The sequence below is a fragment of the Paenibacillus monticola genome (genome assembly GCF_009664975.1).
GTDB classification, from domain to species: Bacteria; Bacillota; Bacilli; order Paenibacillales; family Paenibacillaceae; genus Paenibacillus_AQ; species Paenibacillus_AQ monticola.
In genome coordinates, this window is sequence record NZ_WJXB01000002.1 from 234,348 (window position 1) to 257,474 (window position 23,127).

Consider the following 23,127-nt stretch of genomic DNA (forward strand, 5'->3'; position numbering starts at 1 on the left):
ATGTTGTCTCCAGATGTATTGAACAACATCTTCATTAAAATCGCTTGCCCATAACCAGCTAAAGCAGGCCACTACGAATCAAAAACGAAAACGAGCGAGTCTCTAATAACTCGGAGACTCGCTCGTTTTAGCTTTTACAGCTTTGAAGTGCAAAAGGCTGCCTCATACGTGATAAATATATTCTTTCTTCTATATGTAACTAATCCCACGCTTTTCCCTTGCCACTAGAGCGAATGAATAGCTTCACCAGCTCCACAATGACTACAATCCCCAGTGCCGCGGCACAAACAATTCCCCATTGTACAAGATTCAGATGTGATACACCAAACCAATTATTCAAGCCGGGAATTAGAATGACCAGAACCAGCATTAAGCCGGAGATCAGCGACGCCCACAGCATGTAACGGTTGCTGAACCAGCCGATCTGAAATAACGATTTGGTATTGGATCTAACGTTGAAGGCATGTGTAATTTGCAGCAGCCCCAATGTGGCAAAAGCCATGGTTACCGCAACACCCTCACTGTAATGGGTATGTGCCCAGTTGTATACGAACAGCGTAAGCGCCGCCTCGACAAGACCTTGATAGATAATCCCTATCCCCACACCTCCGGCAAAAATACTGCTGCTGGACTTGCGAGGCTTCTTGGACATCAAGTCATCGCTCGCTTTTTCCAATCCCAGCGCTAGAGCTGGTAGTGTATCGGTTACAAGATTAATCCACAGGATATGTATCGGCTCCAGTATCCGCCAGCCGATCATAGTGGCAATAAATAAGGTTAGCACCTCACCCAAATTAGCAGAGAGCAGAAACTGAATCGCCTTGCGGATATTGCTGTATACTTTGCGGCCTTCTTCAACGGCAACAACGATCGTTGTGAAGTTATCATCCGCCAGCACCATGTCTGATACTCCCTTGGCAACGTCAGTACCTGTTATCCCCATGCCCACCCCAATATCGGATGTTTTTAGGGCTGGCGCATCGTTAACACCATCACCGGTCATAGCTACGATCTTGCCTTTTTGTTTCCACGCTTTGACAATACGCACTTTGTGCTGTGGAGAGACGCGGGCATAAACCGAATAATCACTGACCCTTTCCGCAAAATCCTCTTCGCTGATTTGATCCAGCTCACGCCCTGTTAATACACTGCTGTCATCCTCGATGATCCCGAGTCTTTTGGCGATTGCCGCTGCTGTATCACGATGATCACCGGTAATCATTACGGGTCTTATGCCTGCTTTGCGGCAGATAGCAACGGCATCGCGAACCTCATCGCGCGGCGGGTCTATCATACCGATCAGACCGATGAACACTAGCCCCGTCTCCGTTGTGTCCGGTGAAGGATTCTCCACAAGTTGTTCATATTCGCGGTAGGCAAAGGCCAGTACACGCAAAGCTTCGTCTGCAAGTCCCTTGTTATTGCTGATAATATGCGCGGAATGGTCCTCCGTAAGCGGGATAACCTCTCCGTCCATATTAATATGGGTACATTTGGACAAGAGTACATCTGGTGCACCTTTGGTCAGCACTCGATAATGTCCAGCTTCCACTTCATGAATTGTTGTCATCAGCTTGCGGTCCGAATCAAAAGGCAGTTCCGTGCGCCGCGGATACTTCTTCTCTTGCTCCCGCTTATCAAAGCCGATGCTAAGTGCATAATCTACAAGTGCCGTCTCCGTAGGATCGCCAATAATGGCTTTACCACTTCGAGTCTTCCCACTTTCTTCAGCACTCTTCCCCTCTCCCGCCTCAATACTCGAATCATTGCACAGCGTCATCGCCTGCAGCATTAATTCTCCACCTGGCATGCTGGATAGCGCTTCGGTTGCCTCTATTGTTGTACCGTTAATATGCAATTTCTCAACGGTCATCTTGTTTAGCGTCAGAGTACCTGTCTTATCCGAACATATAATTTCGGTGCTGCCTAACGTCTCCACTGCTGGAAGCTTGCGGATAATCGCCTTACGTTTGGCCATCCGCTGTACACCGAGTGCGAGAATAATCGTCACAATAGCTGGCAGCCCTTCAGGGATCGCCGCCACGGCCAGTGAGATCGAGGTTAGAAGCATATCCAGTAGCTCTCGGCCCTCCAGAATTCCTACGGCAAAGATAATTACACAGACGCCTAATATGATATAGGTAAAATATTTACCGAGTTCATCCAGCTTCTTCTGCAGCGGTGTAACCTCGGATTCTTCCTCAGAAATGTAGCCAGCTATTTTACCGACTTCCGTTTCCATCCCTGTAGCTGTAACCACACCTACACCTCTGCCATAGGTAACACTGCTGCTCATATAGGCCATATTGGTCCGATCACCAATGACAATGTCGCTTCCCTCTAGCACTCCCGCGTTCTTATCCGAGGGCAATGATTCTCCCGTCAAAGCGGCTTCCTCCGTCTGCAGCGAAGCTGTTTCGATAAGTCTTAGGTCAGCAGGAACCACGTTTCCGGCCTCCAGCAATACAATGTCACCAGGCACAAGCTCCTCACTTTTGATATCGGCAACCTGACCGCCACGCCTTACTCTCGCTTGTGGAGAGGACATGTTTTTTAAAGCCTCCAACGCCTGCTCAGCCTTATTCTCCTGCACAACTCCGAGTACTGCGTTCAGAATGACTACCAACAAAATGATGATGGTATCCGTCCATTCTCCAAGCACCCCTGACAATACGGCTGCAGCCAGCAGAATAAAGATCATAACGTTCTTGAATTGCTCCATAAACTTGGCCAGCAGAGATTTGGTTTTGGCTTCCTTCAGTACATTTTTCCCGTAACGCTGCTGATGTTGATCCACCGCGCTTGTGGATAAACCCTCTTCTGTAGTCTCCAACCGCTTTAGAACTTCTTCCTTACTCAGCGTATGGTATGCAATATCCTCTTGTACCTTAGATGAAATAGCGTTCAAGCCTTCAGTCTCCTTCCAGTAGTCCTTCTTGGTAAAACCTCTCATATGAGTCTTACCCAAAAAAGCCTCAGAGATTCGGATGAAATGTGTGGATTTACCAAACTATAGCATTTGATAGTCAGCTTCTATAACAATTGCTACTAGTTGGATCTTTCTTCTGCACGTTGAAAATCCTTAAATCTGCTGCCTTGATAAGAGAGCTCACCTACATCCCCCTCCACGATCAGACCAAAGACACGACTCTGAACCTGCAGCTCCACACGGGAACCGTCTTCAAGCTCAAACGTTACGTAGTAACTTGTGCTAGCACCAGAATCACCTGTCCCTCCCCACACCTCACTTCGTTTAGTGACTGCGGTACCCCTAGCTATTACCAATGGACTTGCATTGTCGGTCATCCACAATTTGACCATTTTAATAATGATGAAAACAAAGAAACCTACAATGATTAGGAAAAACAGCTTAAAAAATAGTGGCGTGCCACTCATAAAATCTGACCCGTTCAAGTTCATCTCTCCTATCCAGAAAAAATTCATAAAAGTAACCTTCGCTACTAAAATACGTCTTCCTGTTGCTCTGGTTTCATTTTTCCAATTTCTGCAAAGTCATAAAAAAAGAATCGCTCCAGTCGGAATGTTGTGATGCTTCCATTCTGAGAGCGATTCCTTATAGGTGAAACAACTGTACTTTGGCAGCTAGTTTTAGCGGAACATCCCCCACAACCGGATTAGATGGAAGGTATTGCTGGGATCAATCTTCTGGGCAATTATAAATTTCACAATTTGCTCTTCCTGAGCTGAGGTCAGCTTCTCATTCAGCACTGACGACGAATTACGCACCAGTTTGCGTACAACCGCCGTGTCCTGCAGCTCTTGCTTCGAGACTCCATTAATCATCTTCTTGATGCGTTCCTTGGCGGGTGGATTCTTCATCTTTAATTTAATACGATCCACCAGTTGGGGGCTAATTCCGAATTGTTGATAACCACTCAAGCGCAGCACCTCCCGTCATATCCCAATCTTTCATAGTATATGTGCGTTGGACGCTGCATGTGCCTATTTAATCCATTAAATCTCCCTGAAAAATCTGCTCATTCTGCAAATAATTCCGCAGCGGAGCAAAGTCAGGCGAAGTCCAGAAAGCAACGTCCCGAAGCAGTTCGGCCACATCATCACGCGCCTGCTCCAATACTTCAAAGTCAGCGGTCATATCCGCAAGCCGGAATTCCGGCAGACCACTCTGCTTCGTTCCGAAGAAATCGCCGGGGCCGCGCAGCGCCAAATCCCGCCGCGAAATCTCAAAGCCATCATCCGTTTCTGTCATCGCGGTCATCCGCTCCCGCCCAATCTCTGACTTTGGGTCCGCTACCAGCACACAATAAGAGGCATTCTGGCCTCTGCCCACCCGTCCTCGCAACTGATGCAACTGCGATAACCCGAAACGGTCCGCGTCCATAATGATCATGAGCGTAGCGTTAGGAACATCGACACCTACCTCTACGACAGTAGTTGATATAAGCAACTGTAGCTCATTACTATAGAATGCACGCATTACCACATCTTTTTCGCTTGGGGTCATCCGACCGTGCAGCAGCCCTACCTTGTAGTTCGGAAAAGCCTGTCCCATCTGAATATGCAGGTCAATCGCATTCTGCACATCCAGTTTCTCCGACTCCTCAATGAGCGGGCAGATGAGATAAGCTTGCCGGCCCTGATCGATCTCGCGGCTGATTAGTTTCAATACCCGTTCCATGAGATCATGTTTGACCCAATAGGTAGTGATCGGAATACGGCCTTTGGGGCGTTCCGATAATGTCGATACATCCATATCTCCAAAGACAGTAATCGCCAGGGTACGCGGAATAGGTGTCGCCGTCATCGTCAGCACATCCGGGTTATAACCCTTGCGGCGCAGGACACTGCGCTGGTTAACACCAAATCGATGCTGCTCATCTGTAACCACAACGCCAAGTCCGCGGAAGAAAACATCCTCCTGAATCAGGGCATGGGTACCAATAACAACATCAATCATCCCCATTTGTAATGCTGCTAGCAGATCCTTGCGCTTGCGTCCATTCACGCTGCCGGTCAGTAATCCTACAGTGACTCCGAAGGGTTCAAACATTTTCGCGAGTGAACGCAGATGCTGTTCGGCCAATATCTCGGTGGGCACCATAAATGCTCCCTGATTTCCCGATTTAACTGTAGCAAAGAGAGCGATGGCGGCCAGCACTGTTTTGCCTGAACCTACATCTCCTTGCAGCAGACGGTTCATGCAATAAGGAGAACGCATATCATGTAGAATTTCCAGTTCCACATGCTTCTGGGCATCTGTAAGTTCAAACGGTAAGCTTCGAACGAATTGGCGAACGGTTGTGTTATCTACCGTATGCACCACACCGTCCATTCTACCGCGATTAAGCACCCGGAACGACTGTACCTTAAGTTGGAACAGGAACAGCTCCTCATAGACCATCCTGCGCCTTCCCTGTTGACCCTCTCGGGTATCCACTGGCTGATGAATGGTGGCAATGGCCCGTTTGCGGGGCATAAAGTCATATTTACGCATAATCGAATGCGGCAATATCTCTGGAATCATATCTCCGAACTGCTGAAGTCCCTGATTGATGATCTTTCTGATCCACGACTGGGTAATCTTCCCCCCAACGGAATAGACGGGCTGCAATGTGCCCGTCTTCCCTTCGCCACGGTCCGGAAACTCATAATCGGTCACTGTGATTTGCGTGCGCTTCTGATCCCATTTGCCTATGAGCACAATTTCCCGACCTACGGTTAGTTGCTCGCGCACATAATGACGATTAAACCAGGTCGCAGTAAACATCCAGGGTTCTGCTATCATTTTGCAACTTAGCCGTGACTTGCCACCAAATCGCTGCAGCACGGGAATACCGATAACCTTAGCTTCAAGCGTCACTTTGTCACCATGCTTGATCTCACTAAGTGAGCGAGGGCGGTAATCTTCATAACGAAAAGGATAATACTCCAGCAAATCCTTCACGGTAAAGACGCCAAAGGCGTGAAGCTCGCCTAGCTTTTGAGCACTCACGCCAGTTATTGTCTTAACTTCAATTGTATCTATTGTCGATGTCATGTTCATCCCTCATTATGCGGGCCAAATGAATACGGCTAATGTGCCGTTGCCGACATGGCTACCTACAACAGGGCCAACGTTGGTCAGCACTTTCTCTTCCAATGTGAAGTGTCCGGCAAGCTCATTCAGGAACTCTTCACCGGAAGCCGGTTCAGCCGTATGACCCACGGCCACGTTGATTTTGTCCACGCCCTGCAATTCGCTCTTGAACAGCTCGATCATGCGAGCGACTGCCTTCTTACGGCCTCTAACCTTTTCAACGGCATAGATAATGCCTTCTGCATCAATGGAAAGAATCGGCTTAATATTAAGCAAAGTACCCAAGATCGCGGACGCTTTGCCAATTCTCCCGCCTTTTTGCAAATATTCAAGTGTATCCACTAGAAAATAAAGCTTGCGTGACTGGCGCAGACGTTCTACAGACTCCAGTATTTCCTGCGGTTCCTTGCCTTCAGCCGACAATCGGGCGGCGTGCACCACCATGAAGCCAAAGCCATAAGAAGCGGATAAGGAATCAACAACCGTTATTCCTTCCCCTTGCTCCTCCAGCATTGATTTAGCCAGTACGGCCGATTGATAGGTTCCGCTAAGTCCAGAAGAAATATGAAAGGACAGAATGGAACACTCTGGATTCTGCTCCAAGATGTTACGGTACACATCCATATATTCAATCGGTGACGGCTGGGATGTGGTTGGCAGCTGCGGTGAGCGGGGAAGACGCTCATAGAATTGCTCCGGTGTCATATCCAGATTATCCCGGAAAGCCTCTTCGCCGAACATTAATGTCAGCGGTACGACCTTTATTCCGTACGCTTCTACCATGGCCGGCGGGATATCTGAAGTGCTATCGGTGACGATAATGGTACGATTCATAGAAATCCTCCCCAAATTAGAATTAAGCCAACCTCATGACGAGAATCATTACATGTTTAACCTAATTGTTCGATGCTACACTAAGGCTCCACTGAGAAGAGATAATAATACAGCGGTTGGCCACCTTCATGCACCTCTACCTCGACCTCAGGATAAGTCTCCTGAAGCCACTCGCTCAAGGCATCAGTGATCTTTGCTTCTGCTTCAGCGCCCAGTAGAATTGTGACAATCTCATCACCATTCTCCAGCATGTTAGACAGCAACGCTTGACTGGCTGCCAGCAGATCATCAGCAGCAGCAACAATCTTGGAATTGGAAATCCCGATAAACTGTCCAGCTTTGATCTTCAGTTCATCAATGCTTGTGTCGCGAACGGCATGGGTCACCTGACCAGACTTCACTTGTGCGATGGCCTCCAGCATATTACCTGAATTAGTCTCTACAGAATCATCTTCCTGAAAGGCAAAAGCAGCAGCAATTCCTTGTGGAATGCTCTTACTTGGGATTACTGTGACATCCCGTTCGCCTTCCAGCAGTTCTTTAGCTTGCTGTGCTGCCAGTACAATATTAGAGTTATTGGGCAGAATGTAAACATGCGTAGCAGAAATCGAAGAGATCGCATTCACAAAATCCTCAGTGCTAGGATTCATGGTCTGACCCCCTGCAAGGACTACATCTACACCCAAGCTTTTGAAAATATCAGCAATCCCTGACCCCGAAGACACCGCGATGAAGCCATATGGTGCCAAATCATCTGCAGGAAGCTCTGCCGGAGACTGAATACTGCTAATCTCCTTAGGAATATCTGCAAATACATCCGGCATTGGGGCAATATCCATCCCTGCTGATAGTAAGTCCCGATGCTGCTCACGCATATTAAGAATGTGAATCTGAGTAATCTCCCCATATTGCAAGGCCAAATTTAGCACCTCACCTGGAGCCGTGGAATGCACATGTACTTTAATCGTATCATCATCCGAAATAACAATAATTGAATCACCATTTACTGATAACGCTTTCCTAAAAAGCTCATCATTAAAATTGGCTTTAGCGTTTCCACCAAGCTGACGGTTAATAAAAAATTCCATATCATATAAAAATTCGATGTCTTCCGTAGACAGCTGTGATTGGGCGGAAGACTGGACGGAGGATAATACGTGATCAGGTTTAGGTAACACAGTTGTTGGGGCAATAACAGGTACCGGAGCTTGTCCGGGCACCGATGCAGACGCGCCGAAACTTCCGCTCATCAAATGCTGGTGAAACCCTTCATAGATATAGACCAAGCCTTGACCGCCGGAGTCCACAACGCCGACCTGTTTCAATATAGGCAAAAGCTCTGGTGTATTGGCTAATGCTTCCTTGGCTTTGGCTAATACCTCTGTCATCAGCTCCGTCACATCAGTTGTACGCCGTGCGTAATATACAGCGTGTCTTGCAGCTTCCTTAGCCACTGTAAGAATAGTACCTTCCACCGGTTTAACAACTGCCTTATAAGCAGTCTCTACTCCGGTTTGCAGGGCTGCAGCAAACTGTTGCGTGCTTAGTTCATCATATTGCGCAGAATAGCGACTGAGGCCTCTGAACAGCTGTGACAAAATAACGCCAGAGTTCCCCCTCGCACCCATTAACAAGCCTTTTGAAAGCACGCCTGCACATTGGCCAATAGAGGCAGTATTATTCTTCTTCAATTCGTTCGCGCCTGCAGTCATCGTCAAATTCATGTTTGTTCCCGTATCTCCATCTGGAACCGGAAAAACATTCAGGGAATTGACGTGCTCTGCATGCTGCTGCAGGATCTCCGCTCCAGCCAAAACCATTGCGGTGAAATCTGCTCCGTTTATTGAACGCTTACTCAATGAGAATTCCCCTTCCTAACTTCATGCCTAATCAATTCTATGATTAACTGGACATAATACACTAATTTATATTGTACTATAAGACTCTAAAGAAATAAATGTTTTTGAAGGAGTTGACTTAGCAATTTTTGCTGTGATATTATATTAAAGTATTGTTTTATGCGAGTGTAAGTAACAAGGAGGTGTAATCTATGTCCCGCACATGTACTATTACTGGCAAGAAACCGGGTAGCGGCAACAACGTGTCACACGCAAACAACCGTAACCGTCGCACTTGGGGAGTTAACGTTCAAAAAGTCCGTATCCTCGTGAACGGTAAACCGAAACGCGTATACGTCAGCACCCGTGCTTTGAAATCCGGTAAAGTTGAACGCGTTTAGACCGAGCGATATCTCATATTAAGCAAAAAGCACCCTTTACATTTGTAAGGTGCTTTTTTTCATGTTTTCTTCTCTTTTAAAAGCTCAGCTTTTCTGAAATGTGTTCAAAATCGCCTTAACAAAACCTCCCAAAAATCTTGGCAGCTTAAACGTGTAAAATTTCATGTTTTACCCTCCCATCAATTCATGCCGTACGGTAGGAGACTTCCTTCTATTTCACTGTCCAAACGTACCGCAGACCTCTCTTATTATACTTTCTTATATTTCAAAAAAAGGCTACATGAGATTTCTGCTCATGTAACCATGTTTATGCGTTAAGGACTTGGCCTATACCTTTAGTCTGCGAAGCAGCTTATTAATGGGCCGCTGGAGCCGCTGCTGCTCGTATAGCTGAAATAGCCGCTGCACGATCGCTTCGGCCAAAAACAGCATTCCCGGCTACAAGCACATCTGCTCCGGCCTCGGCAACTAACGGTGCGGTTGCTTCAGTCACTCCACCATCCACTTCAATATGCAATCCAGGATTCACTTCGTTCGCCCACTGGCGGATTTGACGGATTTTGCGCAGCATGCTCGGAATAAACGCCTGTCCGCCGAATCCGGGATTCACAGTCATTACTAGCACCATATCCACATCCTCCAGCACCTCACGAATAGCAGACGCCGGAGTTCCGGGATTAATGGCCACACCGGCCAGAATTCCAAGTTCCTTGATCTGATGGACTACACGGTGCAAATGTACACAAGCCTCGGCATGTACTGTTATTACTCCTGCTCCAGCCGCTGCAAAATCGGCAATATAACGCTCCGGTGCTTCAATCATCAGATGAACGTCCAGCGGTAAAGAAGTATGAGCCGATACTGCTTTGACAATAACTGGGCCAAGTGTGATATTCGGAACAAACTGTCCGTCCATAACATCAACATGTATCCAGTCTGCGCCACTGCTTTCCGCTTCTGCCACCTCTGCGCCCAAAGCTGCAAAATCCGCCGACAATATGGATGGAGCAATTAAAATCATGGATTTAGTACCTCCGCTTCTTATCTTTCATTTCAGTATAGAAAAGCTTGTAATGATCATAACGGCTTTGGGCGATCTTACCCTGTTCCAAAGCTTCAATGACACGGCAATCCGGTTCATGTAAATGGCTGCAGCCACGGAATTTACAATTCTCTGCAAGGGGGACAAACTCACGGAAACAAGTGGAAAGTTCCTCTACTCCAAGCTCCAGAAAATCAAGCTGGCTAAAACCGGGGGTATCAGCTACAAATCCACCCTCTCCAATATCCATCAGCTCGACATGGCGGGTAGTATGACGGCCGCGTCCCAGACGCAAACTTATCTCACCAGTCTCCAGCTTTAGTCCCGGAACAATCCGGTTCAGCAAGGTTGACTTGCCCACACCGGATTGTCCGGCAAAAACACTGATACCACGGGTAAGACGCTTGCGCAGCTCTTCGCTGCCCGCACCCGTTAGTGAGCTTGTAACCATTACCTCATAGCCAATACGTTCGTACAGTTCTTTGACATACAAGGTTGCTTCCCCATTGTCTTGAGCCAAATCCTGTTTCGTTAGAACTATCAGCGTATTTAATCCTGAGTGCTCAATATGAACAAGGAACTTATCCAGCAAATTCAGGTTCATATCGGGTTCACGAACAGAGAACAACAGTACGGCCAGCTTCACATTAGCTACAGGTGGCCGTACCAGTTCGGATTCTCTGGGGTGAAGCTCATCAACCATGCCTTCTCCATTCTCAGTCAGACAATAGACAACATGATCGCCAACAAGTGGGGTTGAACCATTTTTCCTGAATATTCCTCTTGCCCTGCAAGTGATGGTCTCTTCCTGTGTCGCTATCAATCCCTCACGGAGCGGTTTAACATAATAATATCCGCTTAGAGCCTTAACTATTATTCCTTCAGGCATACATAATGAGCCGTCCTTTCCTGATTTTACGAAAATAACCCAAGTTAAATCACTCGGGTCATTTCGCTGTGACAGTAACTACTGTTACTTCTGGTCATTCTATCTCCAGATGTGCTGCCACTTTGCTCTTTAGCTTTATCCTTAATCTTACTTACCTTTTTTATGCTTTGGAGTTCCTGTTAAAAATCCAGTCTGATCCACAGCTCCGTTAACGGGAACATCTCCATTGCCGGCACCCGGATCAGGCAATATTTCCGGTTCAATGGTTGGATCTACAGAAGCAGCCGGTGCTTCTGTAGGTGTCACCGTTGGTTCGGGAGTCGCTACCACAGGAGGCTCAGGTAGTTGCACAGTGCCATTCTTGGCATCCACATAAGAAACAGGATAAGTCTCAAAGAACACACCATCACGATAGATTGATACTACTCCATCTTTATTAGGTGCCAGAACTAGATCAACAGACAATACTTGGCTCTTCCCAATCGTACGTGTTCCCCACTCCTGATTCTCGCCATCATTGCGTGCATCGGCGAATACGATCCTGATTTTGGTCTTCTTCCCATTCGCAGAAGGTGCTACAGGCACACTGAAAGTATAATTTAAAGCTTCTGGAGGGTATCCTGTACTTAAATAAATGGTGATCGCCGTTCCCGGAGGAACCGCCGCACCCTTCTCATAAGCCCATTGTTTCGTTACCTTGCCTTTTTCAATCGAGAAACTCGGTTCTTCCTTAACATCTCCAAGTACAAGATTGTTGTCTTCCAGCTTCGCCTTGGCCTCTGCTTCAGTCAGACTGGTGAGATCCGGCATAGTAATGCTTTCTTCGCCTTTGCTGATATACAGCACGATGGATGCCGTGTCAGGGTCGAATTCATTGGTTGCCATAGGATCTGAGCTAATAACCTTTCCTTCCTCTGTATCCTTGTCAAAGCGTTCGTCTGATGTAATTCGGCTCTGAGCTACGCCTTGTTCCATCAGTACTTTAACCGCATCATCAAAGGTTTTTCCGGATAAATCCTGCATTTTCAACAAAGGTTTCGCCGTACTTACAGTGAGCACAAGATCGGTTCCCTCTTTGACCATAGTATCCTTACTTTTACTTTGTTTTGAGACCATATTCTCAGCAAAATTTGGGTTATACTCATAGATTATCGGATCGGCCACACTCAAACCTACTTCAGCAAGCTTAGCTGTCGCGTCCTCTAATGACAAGCTAACCACATATGGCACAGCCACTTCTTTTACTACAATCTTGGAATTAACGTACCAAACGACACTAGCCATGGCCAGCAGAAGCAACAGGGTAAGGCCAATCCACAACGCTGGGCGTCCCCATTTTTTCTTGCCTGTCGGTGTCAGACTCCGCTCTTCCTCATGCCTCATCCGATCCTCTCCCCCATTGCGGTTACCATTGCTTTTTCTAATGGGTTTGATGGCCGGAATGGCCCGAGTCCGATCCTCGTCATCTTCATCGTGGAAAATCAGCTTAGCTTCACTTCTCCGCTCAGGGAGCAGACAAGTTTCCAGATCCTGCAACATCGCTTTAGCAGAGGAGTAACGTTCCTCCGGATTCTTGCGCATCGATCTCATAATAATATTCTCGACACTTTGTGGGATCAGCGGATTAAGCAGTCTCGGCTCCTCAAAATCCTCTTGAAGATGCTTTAAAGCCACACTGATCGGACTTTCGCCTATAAAAGGCAGGCTTGCGGTAAGCATCTGATAGAGCACAATACCTAATGAATACAGGTCGGACTTTTCTCCTGTCGTGACTCCCTTGGCATGCTCCGGTGAGAAATAATGTACAGAGCCGATAACAGATCCTGTCTGTGTTATTGTAGTTGAGGTGACTGCCCGGGCAATCCCGAAATCAGTAACCTTAACCCGGCCATTTCGTCCAATCATTATGTTATGAGGTTTAATATCACGGTGAATAATCTGATTCTGATGGGCATGATCAAGTGCATCGCAGATTTGCGAAGCAATACGCACAGACTCGTCTACTTGCAGAGGAGCACGTTCTTTAATTATTTCGTTCAGGTTCTTGCCTTCTACATACTCCATAACAATATAATGGATTTCATCTTCCTGCCCTACATCATAAATGCTAACCACATTCGGATGGGACAAAGATGCGGCAGATTGCGCCTCCCGCCGAAATCGACGGATAAATTCCTCATCATGCACAAACTGGCTGCGCAATACTTTTATGGCGACGTTTCGGTTTAACAGGATGTCATGGGCTCTATAAACTAGTGCCATTCCACCTCCGCCGATTCGTTCGATGACTTGGTAACGGCCTCCCAACTCGTGACCGATCATCTATCCAACTCCTTTGTTTCGGGCGCAGCGGCCTCTCCGTGATGTTCTAACATAGCGACGGTAATGTTATCTCCGCCGCCGGCAAGCAATGCCAGCTGTAGTAAGCGGTCCGCTCTTTCCTCTAGCGATATTTCATATATTCCTGCAACCTTACCCAAATGCTCAGTGCTAACTAAATTGCTTAACCCGTCACTGCACATAAGCAGAACTTCGCCTGATTCCAAAGTTACAGGCAACAGATCGGCAGAGACTTTAGCATCCGTCCCCAATGCTCTTGTCAGAACATTGCGCCGTGGATGACTATCAAGTTCCTCCAAGCTGATCTGGCCGTTCTTGAACAGCTCATTGACCAGCGTATGATCTTCGGTTAACTGAATCGCCACACTGTCCTTTATCTTGTAAGCTCTGCTGTCTCCGATATGGCCTATGTATCCATGGAAACCTTTAAGCAGAGCAACTACGACGGTCGTACCCATATTATGATACTTTTCGTCGCTGGAAGCTTTCTTATAGACAGTGTCATTTGCTTCCAGTATGGCAGCAGATAATGCAGTACTCAGATCCTCGTCCGGCAGATCAGGTTGTAACCCGTCGAGGCTATTCCTTATCGTATCCAAAGCGAGCGAGCTTGCGGTATCACCCGCCAAATGTCCGCCCATTCCATCGGCAATGATGCCGAGGGTGTAACCGTGGCGCGTAGCACCGATCCAGACCGAATCCTCATTGACGGAACGAACTCGACCAATGTCGCTGGCATGAACTGTTCTGATCAAATATCCTCACCCCAACTTCATATGTTTGGCGCGCAGCTGCCCACATGCGGCCGCAATGTCATGGCCTTGCTCACGGCGTATAGTAACATTTATGCCATGATCGGACAGAATACGTTGAAACTCAAAGATATCATTGCGTGAAGTACGTACATATTTGCGTTCCGGTACATGATTGACCGGAATCAGGTTGACGTGGCATAACATCGTTTTCAGTACGCCTGCCAATTCCTCGGCATGTTCTGGCTGATCATTGACGCCGCCAATCAGTGCGTACTCAAAGCTGACTCGCCGGCCTGTCTTGGCCTGATAATAACGTAATGACTCGATTACATCATCAAACGGAAACCGCCGGTTAACCGGCATCAGCTTGGAACGAAGAGCGTCATTAGGCGCATGGATCGAAATCGCCAGATTAATCTGTGTATCCTCATCAGCAAATTTGTAGATATTGGGTACGATTCCACTAGTAGAAACGGTGATGTGTCGCTGTCCAATATTAAGACCTTTCTCATGAATCATAAGACGCAAAAATCTCATTGTGGCGTCATAATTCTCAAATGGCTCGCCAGTACCCATAATGACTATGCTGCTGACCCGTTCGCCGCGTGTATCCAAAATCTGCTGCGAACGGACAACCTGGGCAACAATCTCACCCGCCGTCAAATCCCGTTTCAACCCACCAAGTGTAGATGCGCAAAAGGTACAGCCGACCCGGCAGCCGACTTGAGTCGTTACACAAACGCTGTTGCCATAGTTATGTTTCATAATAACTGTCTCAATCGCATGATCATCATGCAGACCGAACAGGAATTTCACTGTACCATCCTTTGATTCTAGCTTCGTAATCTCTGTCAATGCCAGAATCGAAAACTGTTCGCTCAGCTTCTCGCGCAGCGATTTGGACAGGTTACTCATAGCCTCAAATTCCGTTACACGCTTCACATATAGCCATTCAAAGATTTGTCCACCGCGAAAAGCAGGCTCTCCATTGTCCTTTGCCCACTGCTGCAACTCTTCCAAAGAGTAATCATATATTAAAGGTTTCATTATTATTAGCACCTGTTCTTTCATAAGGATATGCATATTATTTCTCATTCTTCCTATTTTAACACAAATTCTAGAGTCGGTAAAAGAAAAAGCCCGCCGCACCGGAGTCCAGTGGACGGGGAAGACAAGAAGGGGTTGTGAATTTGCTAGATTAGGAGTTACGTTGAAGCCGGGCAATATAAAAGCCGTCACTACCGTAATGCTGTGGCAAAAGTTGAAGGCCTTCTCCTTCAGCAAGAGCAGTTCCCTCCAGCCTCTCCCATAAAGGTGAATCAAAGGTTACCGAAACGAAGTTTGGATTCTGCTTCAGAAAGGCTGCAACAATCTCCTCGTTCTCTGCCTGTTCTGTTGTACAGGTACTATAGACCAATATGCCTCCAGGCTTCAACAACTTGGAGACTGATTGCAATAGTTCTCCTTGCAGCTTAGCTACGCTAGCCACATCCTCCGGTTGCTTGCGCCATTTGAGATCGGGCTTGCGGCGGATTACGCCAAGGCCAGAGCAAGGTGCATCGAGCAAAACTCTGTCAAAAGAAGCAGTTTCAAGGGTTTGCTCCAGTTCCAGCGCATCAGCGCTTCCAGTTACAATACATGCTAATCCGAGACGCTGTGCTTGATCGGAGACCAGTTTCGCCTTATGAAGATGCAAATCATTAGCATAGATGTAGCCCTCGTCCTTCATCAGCTCACCCATGTGTGCACTCTTGCCGCCTGGAGCGGCGCAGCAATCAAGAACTCTCATACCAGGCTCCGGAGCTACAGCCTCCGCCACAAGCATAGAGCTCTCATCCTGAATGGATATATACCCATCACGATACCAGGAAGATAGTGCCAGATTCCCACCACCTTTGACGACAATACCGAACGGGCTAACCTTCGATGGAGTAGCCTGCAGACCCTGTTCAACCATTTGATTGAGCAGAGAATCGCGGCTGATCATCGTAGTGTTTACACGTATGCTGACTGCAGGCGGCTCATTGTTGGCAGCACAGATAGCTTCTGCAGTATCAGCACCATACTCGGCAATCCAGCGCTGCACCATCCAGAGCGGATGGGAATGCAGAATGGCAATACGCTCATCGACACGCAGACGATCAGACAGTTTAGGCAATTCTCCAGCACGGAGCACACTGCGAAGAACGCCGTTGACCATACCGGATATTCCTTGATGTCCGCGTTTCTTGGAAATATTAACAGCCTCGTTTACAGCAGCATGAGAAGGGATACGATCCAGATACATAATTTGGTATAAGCTGAGACGCAGCAGATTGCGTACCCATGGTTGCAGCTTGGCGATTCCTTTACTGACGAAATCACCCAGCACATAATCAAGCGTATACGTCCGAGAGATTGTACCGTAGACCAGTTCGGTTACCAGTCCGGTATCCTCCCGGCTTAAACCTGACTTTTGCAGACTGCTGTTCAGCAGCAAATTGCTGTAGGCTCCCTGCTGCTCCACTCTGACAAGGATATCAAGTGCGACTTCCCGAGCGGAACCTGTCGAGGATTTCTTTGGGTTTCCAGCCTGATTGCCTGCGGTCATATTAACACCGTGCCAGGCTTCATTGCGGCACCACGACTGAAGTCAGCAGCACTCATGACTTTTTTGCCTGCAGGCTGTACCGATGTCAGCAGTATGCTGCCGTCTCCGGTCTTCACCTCAACACCCTGCTCGTTTATGGACAATACTGTTCCAGGCTCTGCATGCTTCCCATTCTGTCCTTGCACAGCTACCTTAGCGGCCCAGACCTTGAATGTCTCCCCGTTCCAGAGTGTGAACGCACCAGAGAAGGGGACCAGACCACGAACACGATTATACGTTTCCTGCGAAGCTGCGCTCCAGACTATCTGTTCATCCTCACGGCTCAGGTTCGGCGCGTAGGTCGCTTCGCTATCATCCTGTGGAGTTGCTGACAGTCGTCCACCTGCTAATCGTGGCATTTCAGCCTTCAGCAAATCCCGTCCGGCCAGACTCAACTTTTCGAAAAGGACGCCGGAAGTATCTTCGTCCTCAATCGGTACAACAACACGAGAGATCATATCTCCGGTGTCCAGTCCTTCAGCCATATACATAAGGGTTACTCCCGTTTCCTTCTCTCCATTGATGATGCAGCGCTGAATAGGTGCACCGCCTCGATATTTCGGCAGCAATGATCCATGCACATTCACACAGCCGTTGCGGGGTAAATCAAGTACCGCTTTGGGCAAGATCTGTCCGTAAGCTGCCGTAACAATTAAATCCGGCGCATAGGTGGCCAATTCTGCTACTGCCTCAGGACGGCGCATCCGCTCCGGCTGAAGCACAGGCAGACCAAGTAGCAGTGCTGCCTCTTTGACCGGTGAAGGAACCAGGTTCTTCTTTCTGCCCTGCGGACGATCGGGCTGGGTGACAACGGCTACGACTTCATAACCTCCATCAATCAGCATCTGCAGGCAGGGTACCGCAAAGGCAGGTGTGCCCATGAATACAATCTTCATTTCCTTCACTCCTCAGATTCATCGCGCTCAGCAGTATACTCGTATACTTTCTCGGCAATATCGGTAAACAAAACTCCGTTAAGATGGTCGATCTCATGCTGAAAAGCCCGTGCCAGCAGACCGCTGCCGGTAATCATTATTTCCTCGCCCTCCCGGTTCAATCCACGTACAGTTACTGTCTCTGCACGGCGCACATCACCGTTAAGTCCAGGAATGCTTAAGCAGCCTTCCGCACCCAACTGCTCGCCTTCCATGCTGATGATTTCCGGATTGATCATTTGGATCAGTCCGTGCTCATCATCTGCATCAATCACGATAAGTCTTTTCAAAATGCCGACCTGTGGCGCAGCTAGACCAACACCCTCAGCATCGTACATAGTATCTCGCATATCGTTAAGTAATTTTTTTACATTTGGTGTAAGTACCTGTACTTCTTTCGCCCTCTTGTGCAATACTTCATCCGGTTCTTTAACGATCATCCTAATCGCCATCTCTGTTAACACCTTCCCTATCTAAACATTTCTTAATAGTAACACATCTATTTCTTACATTAACATCTGTGGATCAACATCAATGCTAATCTGCAGATCTTTATCACGCACCGAATCCTCAAGCGCCTCAGCGACTTCACGAGCAAGTCCTATAGCATCTATAGAGCCGCGCCACTTGATTATACACTGGAATCTGTATCGACCCTTTAGACGTGGCATAGGCGAAGCAACAGGGCCTAACAAATCCAAGGCATCCGTAGACAACTTATCCAGACTACCATACCACCGCAGCTGTCTGGCCTTTCCCTGAATGTTCAAGGCATAGTTCTCAGCCATGCGCAGCAGCACCGGAAGCTGTTCATGCGATAAAGTGACAAGGATCAGCCTACAGTAAGGTGGATAATGCAACCCTTTGCGGTGCTGCAGCTCTTCCCTTACAAAGGAATTATAATCATGAGTACTGGCATGAATAATGGAATAATGCTCTGGTGTGTAGGACTGAACCACTACTTCCCCGGGAAGCTGATGTCGGCCAGCTCTCCCCGCAACTTGAGTCAGGAGTTGAAACGTCTTCTCTGCAGCGCGAAAATCAGGTAAATTCAACGCGGAATCCGCTGTAATTACGCCGACCAGCGTAACATCTGGAAAATCCAGCCCCTTCGCTACCATCTGTGTTCCTAGTAATACATCTGCTTTCTTATCTCTGAACAGGTTTAACAGCTTCTCGTGAGAACCTTTTTCTGTTGTGGTATCCACATCCATACGAATGACCCGCATGCCGGGAAACAGCTTTCCAAGCTCTTCTTCTACCCGCTGTGTTCCCGTTCCAAAAAAACGGATATGCTCGCTGCCGCACTCTGGACAGACCTTCGGTGCAGGTTCGGCATGACCGCAATAATGGCAGCGCAAGTTGTCACTGCGACTGTGATACGTAAGCGAAATGTCGCATTCCGGACAGCCCGCTACAAAACCACAGCTCCGGCACATCACAAAGGTAGAGAACCCTCTACGGTTAAGGAGCAGCACCGTCTGTTCTTTACGTTCCAGCCTTTCAAGCAGTGCGGCGTGCAGCCTACGGCTAAACATCGAACGATTGCCTTCTTTGAGCTCATCACGCATATCTACAACATGCACCTTTGGCAGTTCATTACCTAGCGCTCGACTAGGCATTTCTAGGAGCACTGGGGAGAAATGAATATCACTTTGCGCTCTAGCTGCGTGATAACTCTCCAGCGAAGGAGTGGCAGAGCCTAGAATTACCGCCGCGCCACCTTGCTCCGCTCTGCGAACCGCAACATCGCGGGCATGATATTTGGGATTCTCCTCCTGTTTATAGGAGCTTTCATGCTCTTCATCCACAATAATCAGACCAAGATTGGCAAAAGGGGCAAATACCGCTGAGCGAGCGCCGACAGCAACCATTGCTTTGCCCTCACGTATTTTGCGCCACTCATCATATCGCTCCCCGACAGACAACCGGCTGTGCATTACGGCCACACCGCTACCAAAGCGACCTTTAAATCGTTCCACCATCTGTGGTGTAAGCGCAATTTCAGGGACAAGCACAACAGCCTGCCTGCCTTGATTCACACAGCGCTGAATACACTGCAAATAGATTTCCGTCTTCCCGCTTCCCGTCACACCGTGCAACAAGAACACTTCATGGCTTTGCTCATCTACCGTACGCGCAATACGTGCATATACAGCTTCCTGTTCTACAGTCAGCGGCAGCGGCAGGCTTGGCTTGAAATCACGGCCGCGGTAAGGATCACGGTACACTTCAACCTCATTAATTTCTATGCAGCCTTTTTCCTCCAGTGCCTTAACGGTACCGGCCGATATTTGCAATACAGCCAGAACTTCTTTAAGGGGCAATGGAAGTATGGCTTCCATTTCTATCAAGAATGTCAATAATTCCTTCTGCCGCGCGGATCTACCCGAGAAGCTTCCCAACATTTCACGCGCCGAAGCAACATCAATAGCCAGTTCAACTGTCTTCAGCTTTTTCTTGCCCATTTTGTCTTTGATCGATTGACTCTCCACAAGGACTCCACGCCGCAGCATAAACTTCACAGTCTCTGCAGCCTCCGGGAAGTTCCGGGTAAGCTGCTTCATCGAAACCTCACCGTTTCGTCTAACAAAATCAGTAATCCCAAGTTCCTCAGGGTCTGAATTGGGGAACATCGGAAATAATTCATCCTCAGGAGCGATAGTTCCCTCAACTTCACCAAGTGAAATCAAACGCTCGGCCTTGCCCTTAAGAGCCGTTGGTAGCATGGCCTGCAATGCTGAAATACGCCGGCAAGCATATCGCTGACTCATCCAATCACCCAGTTCAACAAGCTCTGGAGATAGCGGTGGAAGCAAATCCAGCACCTCTTGAATGGCTTTCAATCCAGGAATGGTACCATGATCTCCAGACTCCAGGGAAACAACAAAACCCTGCACCGTGCGGTGTCCAAATGGAACCGCCACACGACTGCCTACTTCAATCCACAGCTTCAGCGATTCAGGAATAAGATAATCAAAAGGCCGGTCAGTGCTTCGCACAGGAACATCAACAATGACCTTGGCAATATCCATTATAACGTTACTCCAGAAATACGTTCAGCTGCCAGCGTAAGCAACCGCCGTGCCACCTCGTCCTTCGACTGCAAAGGAAGATCAAGGACTAAGCCATTCACATCATATATAGACACGATATTAGTATCCGTTCCGAATCCGGCTCCCGCAACTGATACGTCATTGGCTACGATCAAATCACAGTTCTTTCGAACCAGCTTGTCTTTGGCATATACTTCTGCATTGCCTGTCTCGGCAGCAAATCCGATCTTGAATTGCTTTTGCTTAGCTTTACCCAGAGTTTCCAATATATCTGTAGTCTTTATAAGCTCAAGCGTCATGGTTTCTCCGCTCTTTTTGATCTTCACATCCGAGCTTTGCTTAGGGCGATAATCTGATACAGCAGCTGCACTGATTAGAATATCGCAGTCATCCCATACAGAAGTAACCGCCTCATACATATCCTGAGCAGATTGAACACGCACTACTTGAAGATCAAGCTCTTGCGGCGGCGCTTCGTCCGTTCGGGCGGCGATCAAGACTACCTCTGCTCCCATGGCCCGTGCGACGCGTGCCAGTGCAAAGCCCATTTTACCAGAGGAGTCATTGGAAATATAGCGGACAGGATCAATTCGTTCGACTGTTCCGCCAGCTGTGATGACAACTTTTTTGCCCACTAGCGGTCCGGAGGCTGCACTGTTCTGCATTGCAAAAAAGATCTCAATACAACTTACGATGGTTTCCGGCTCCTCCAGACGTCCTTTGCCGACATAACCACAGGCCAGCATGCCCTCTCCCGGCTCAATAAACTGAATACCACGACTAGCCAGAATATTAATATTATTCAACACAGCGGGATGCTGGTACATATGAACATTCATCGCTGGCGCCACCATCACTGGCGATGTGGCTGCAAGAAGCATAGTAGACAGCATATCATCAGCAATTCCATGGGCCATTTTGGCAATGATATTCGCGGTAGCCGGTGCTATTAGTACAAGATCCGCCGAATCGGCCAAATCAATATGTGAGATGGAAGACGGGTCCCGTTCCTGAAAAGTATCACTATATACACGCTGCTTAGACAAGGACTGCAATGTGAGCTCTGTAATAAATTGTTTTGCCGATGCAGTCATAATGACATGAACCTCGGCTCCCTTTTGCACAAGCTTGCTAGTCAAAGAAGCCGCCTTATAGGCAGCTATCCCACCAGTAATACCCAGTACAATGGTTTTACCCTTCAAGCTTTTCAACCTGATCTCCCCCATTTCCTAACCTAACCATAAATGATGCAGTAAGAATATTTACTATATTTCAAGCAAGAAGAAACGGCTTCGCCGTCCTTTTATGGACGGTGTCCGTTTCTTCGAGAAATATAAGGATAATTTATCTTGTGAAACATATAGATTCTTATATTTAAAAAAATAACAACCTTCCGGTTGTCAGGAACAGCCCGGTCCGGGCTATCATCACTAAGTTAGTGGCCTATAACCTAAGAAGAAACGACCTCGTCGCCCATAATGGACGACAGACGTTTCTCGTAGACAAATATTACTGCAACATCTTAATGCTACTTTTCTTTCTCGTCTTCTTCTTCACCGCGAGTTACAATAATGCGATCTTCATAAATCTCTTCAAGAGCAACACCAACATACTTATAAGCTTTTGGGTTCTTAATATCAGTGTGTCCGCCTTCACGCAATTGTCTTGCCCGACGAGCCGCAGCGACAACGAGCGAATACTTACTGTCAACCTTGGTCATCATTTCATCAATAGATGGATATAGCATAGGGACACCTCTTCATAGTTTACTTATCTCACCTTACAATGTTCGGCGATAATGATACTTTCTATTCGCTTGCAGGCCAGATCAATCTCGTCATTGACTACAGCGTAATCGTAATGCCGCATGAGGCCGATCTCATCCTCTGCTACAGACATACGGTGATCGATCACATCCGGATGTTCTGTGCCGCGACCCCGAATACGGTCCTTCAACTCATCCATCGAAGGAGGAAGAAGGAACACAAAGATGCCTTGAGGAAATTTTTGTTTGACCTTGAGAGCTCCTTGAACCTCGATCTCCAGAATAATATCTCTTCCGCTTTCGAGAGTTCTCTCTACAAAATCACGTGGAGTACCGTAACAATTGCCTACGTACTCCGCATATTCGAGCAATTGATCGGCTTCAATCATTGCTGCGAACTGTTCTTTAGTTTTGAAAAAATAATTGACGCCATCTTCTTCGCCCGCACGTGGACTACGGGTAGTAGCAGAAACCGAATAAATAAGTTTCGGCATCCTAGGCCGCAGCGCTGTACATACAGTTCCTTTACCAACACCGGAAGGACCGGATAATATGATCAGCAATCCTTTTGACATAATACACTCC

At 47.7% G+C, this 23,127-nt stretch carries 20 protein-coding genes; 1 reads left to right on the top strand and 19 read right to left on the bottom strand.

The features are described 5' to 3' along the window. Nucleotides 1-199 precede the first annotated feature (199 nt). From GJB61_RS05550 to GJB61_RS05575, 6 genes are all read right to left on the bottom strand, one after another. The gene (locus GJB61_RS05550) at nucleotides 200-2,908 is read right to left on the bottom strand and encodes a calcium-translocating P-type ATPase, SERCA-type (RefSeq protein ID WP_229521493.1); all 2,709 of its coding nucleotides are present in this window, start codon (nucleotides 2,906-2,908) and stop codon (nucleotides 200-202) included. 140 nt (nucleotides 2,909-3,048) lie between these two features. Next, a complete protein-coding gene (locus GJB61_RS05555; RefSeq protein WP_229521494.1) occupies nucleotides 3,049-3,414 on the bottom strand; it encodes a DUF2500 domain-containing protein in 366 nt (121 codons plus the stop codon). Nucleotides 3,415-3,609: 195 nt separating this feature from the next. Next, complete coding sequence (locus GJB61_RS05560; RefSeq protein WP_154117483.1) at nucleotides 3,610-3,900, bottom strand: stage VI sporulation protein F; 291 nt, start codon at nucleotides 3,898-3,900, stop codon at nucleotides 3,610-3,612. A 67-nt stretch (nucleotides 3,901-3,967) separates the two neighbouring features. Continuing rightward, entirely contained in the window at nucleotides 3,968-6,019 is a 2,052-nt protein-coding gene (gene recG, locus GJB61_RS05565) for an ATP-dependent DNA helicase RecG (protein ID WP_154117484.1), read from the bottom strand. Between the two features lie 12 nt (nucleotides 6,020-6,031). Continuing rightward, entirely contained in the window at nucleotides 6,032-6,892 is an 861-nt protein-coding gene (locus GJB61_RS05570) for a DegV family protein (RefSeq protein WP_154117485.1), read from the bottom strand. A gap of 80 nt (nucleotides 6,893-6,972) precedes the next feature. Then, the gene (locus tag GJB61_RS05575) at nucleotides 6,973-8,751 is read right to left on the bottom strand and encodes a DAK2 domain-containing protein (RefSeq protein ID WP_154117486.1); all 1,779 of its coding nucleotides are present in this window, start codon (nucleotides 8,749-8,751) and stop codon (nucleotides 6,973-6,975) included. Nucleotides 8,752-8,942: 191 nt separating this feature from the next. On the opposite strand from GJB61_RS05575, the gene rpmB reads away from it, so the two are divergent. Then, nucleotides 8,943-9,131 carry a 50S ribosomal protein L28 gene (gene rpmB, locus GJB61_RS05580; protein ID WP_154117487.1) on the top strand — a complete coding sequence of 63 codons (189 nt, stop codon included), beginning with the start codon at nucleotides 8,943-8,945 and terminating at the stop codon, nucleotides 9,129-9,131. An 84-nt stretch (nucleotides 9,132-9,215) separates the two neighbouring features. Here rpmB and spoVM read toward each other — a convergent pair whose 3' ends face one another. From spoVM to gmk, 13 genes are all read right to left on the bottom strand, one after another. Next, nucleotides 9,216-9,296 carry a stage V sporulation protein SpoVM gene (gene spoVM / locus GJB61_RS05585; RefSeq protein WP_020431362.1) on the bottom strand — a complete coding sequence of 27 codons (81 nt, stop codon included), beginning with the start codon at nucleotides 9,294-9,296 and terminating at the stop codon, nucleotides 9,216-9,218. Nucleotides 9,297-9,486: 190 nt separating this feature from the next. Further along, nucleotides 9,487-10,152 (bottom strand): ribulose-phosphate 3-epimerase, encoded by a 666-nt coding sequence (rpe, locus tag GJB61_RS05590; protein ID WP_154117488.1) that lies wholly within the window; start codon nucleotides 10,150-10,152, stop codon nucleotides 9,487-9,489. A 4-nt stretch (nucleotides 10,153-10,156) separates the two neighbouring features. Then, nucleotides 10,157-11,062 carry a ribosome small subunit-dependent GTPase A gene (gene rsgA, locus GJB61_RS05595; RefSeq protein ID WP_154117489.1) on the bottom strand — a complete coding sequence of 302 codons (906 nt, stop codon included), beginning with the start codon at nucleotides 11,060-11,062 and terminating at the stop codon, nucleotides 10,157-10,159. Between the two features lie 147 nt (nucleotides 11,063-11,209). Then, nucleotides 11,210-13,384: a Stk1 family PASTA domain-containing Ser/Thr kinase gene (gene pknB, locus GJB61_RS05600; RefSeq protein WP_154117490.1), complete on the bottom strand. Its 2,175-nt coding sequence runs from the start codon at nucleotides 13,382-13,384 to the stop codon at nucleotides 11,210-11,212. After that, nucleotides 13,381-14,157 carry a Stp1/IreP family PP2C-type Ser/Thr phosphatase gene (locus tag GJB61_RS05605; RefSeq protein ID WP_154117491.1) on the bottom strand — a complete coding sequence of 259 codons (777 nt, stop codon included), beginning with the start codon at nucleotides 14,155-14,157 and terminating at the stop codon, nucleotides 13,381-13,383. Before GJB61_RS05605 ends, pknB begins: the two co-directional genes overlap by 4 nt. Before the next feature lie 6 nt (nucleotides 14,158-14,163). Further along, the gene (gene rlmN, locus GJB61_RS05610) at nucleotides 14,164-15,204 is read right to left on the bottom strand and encodes a dual-specificity RNA methyltransferase RlmN (protein WP_154117492.1); all 1,041 of its coding nucleotides are present in this window, start codon (nucleotides 15,202-15,204) and stop codon (nucleotides 14,164-14,166) included. A 151-nt stretch (nucleotides 15,205-15,355) separates the two neighbouring features. Then, the gene (gene rsmB, locus GJB61_RS05615; protein ID WP_154117493.1) at nucleotides 15,356-16,747 is read right to left on the bottom strand and encodes a 16S rRNA (cytosine(967)-C(5))-methyltransferase RsmB; all 1,392 of its coding nucleotides are present in this window, start codon (nucleotides 16,745-16,747) and stop codon (nucleotides 15,356-15,358) included. Next, nucleotides 16,744-17,682 carry a methionyl-tRNA formyltransferase gene (gene fmt / locus GJB61_RS05620; protein WP_154117494.1) on the bottom strand — a complete coding sequence of 313 codons (939 nt, stop codon included), beginning with the start codon at nucleotides 17,680-17,682 and terminating at the stop codon, nucleotides 16,744-16,746. The genes rsmB and fmt overlap by 4 nt, the downstream gene beginning before the upstream one ends. A gap of 5 nt (nucleotides 17,683-17,687) precedes the next feature. After that, nucleotides 17,688-18,173: a peptide deformylase gene (gene def, locus GJB61_RS05625; protein WP_154117495.1), complete on the bottom strand. Its 486-nt coding sequence runs from the start codon at nucleotides 18,171-18,173 to the stop codon at nucleotides 17,688-17,690. 54 nt (nucleotides 18,174-18,227) lie between these two features. Further along, nucleotides 18,228-20,756, bottom strand: a complete 2,529-nt coding sequence (priA, locus tag GJB61_RS05630; RefSeq protein ID WP_154117496.1) for a primosomal protein N' — start codon at nucleotides 20,754-20,756, stop codon at nucleotides 18,228-18,230. Next, a complete protein-coding gene (gene coaBC, locus GJB61_RS05635) occupies nucleotides 20,756-21,988 on the bottom strand; it encodes a bifunctional phosphopantothenoylcysteine decarboxylase/phosphopantothenate--cysteine ligase CoaBC (protein ID WP_229521495.1) in 1,233 nt (410 codons plus the stop codon). The genes priA and coaBC overlap by 1 nt, the downstream gene beginning before the upstream one ends. 317 nt (nucleotides 21,989-22,305) lie before the next feature. After that, nucleotides 22,306-22,524, bottom strand: a complete 219-nt coding sequence (gene rpoZ / locus GJB61_RS05640) for a DNA-directed RNA polymerase subunit omega (RefSeq protein WP_154117498.1) — start codon at nucleotides 22,522-22,524, stop codon at nucleotides 22,306-22,308. A 23-nt stretch (nucleotides 22,525-22,547) separates the two neighbouring features. Beyond that, complete coding sequence (gene gmk, locus GJB61_RS05645; RefSeq protein ID WP_154117499.1) at nucleotides 22,548-23,117, bottom strand: guanylate kinase; 570 nt, start codon at nucleotides 23,115-23,117, stop codon at nucleotides 22,548-22,550. Between the last annotated feature and the right edge of the window lie 10 nt (nucleotides 23,118-23,127).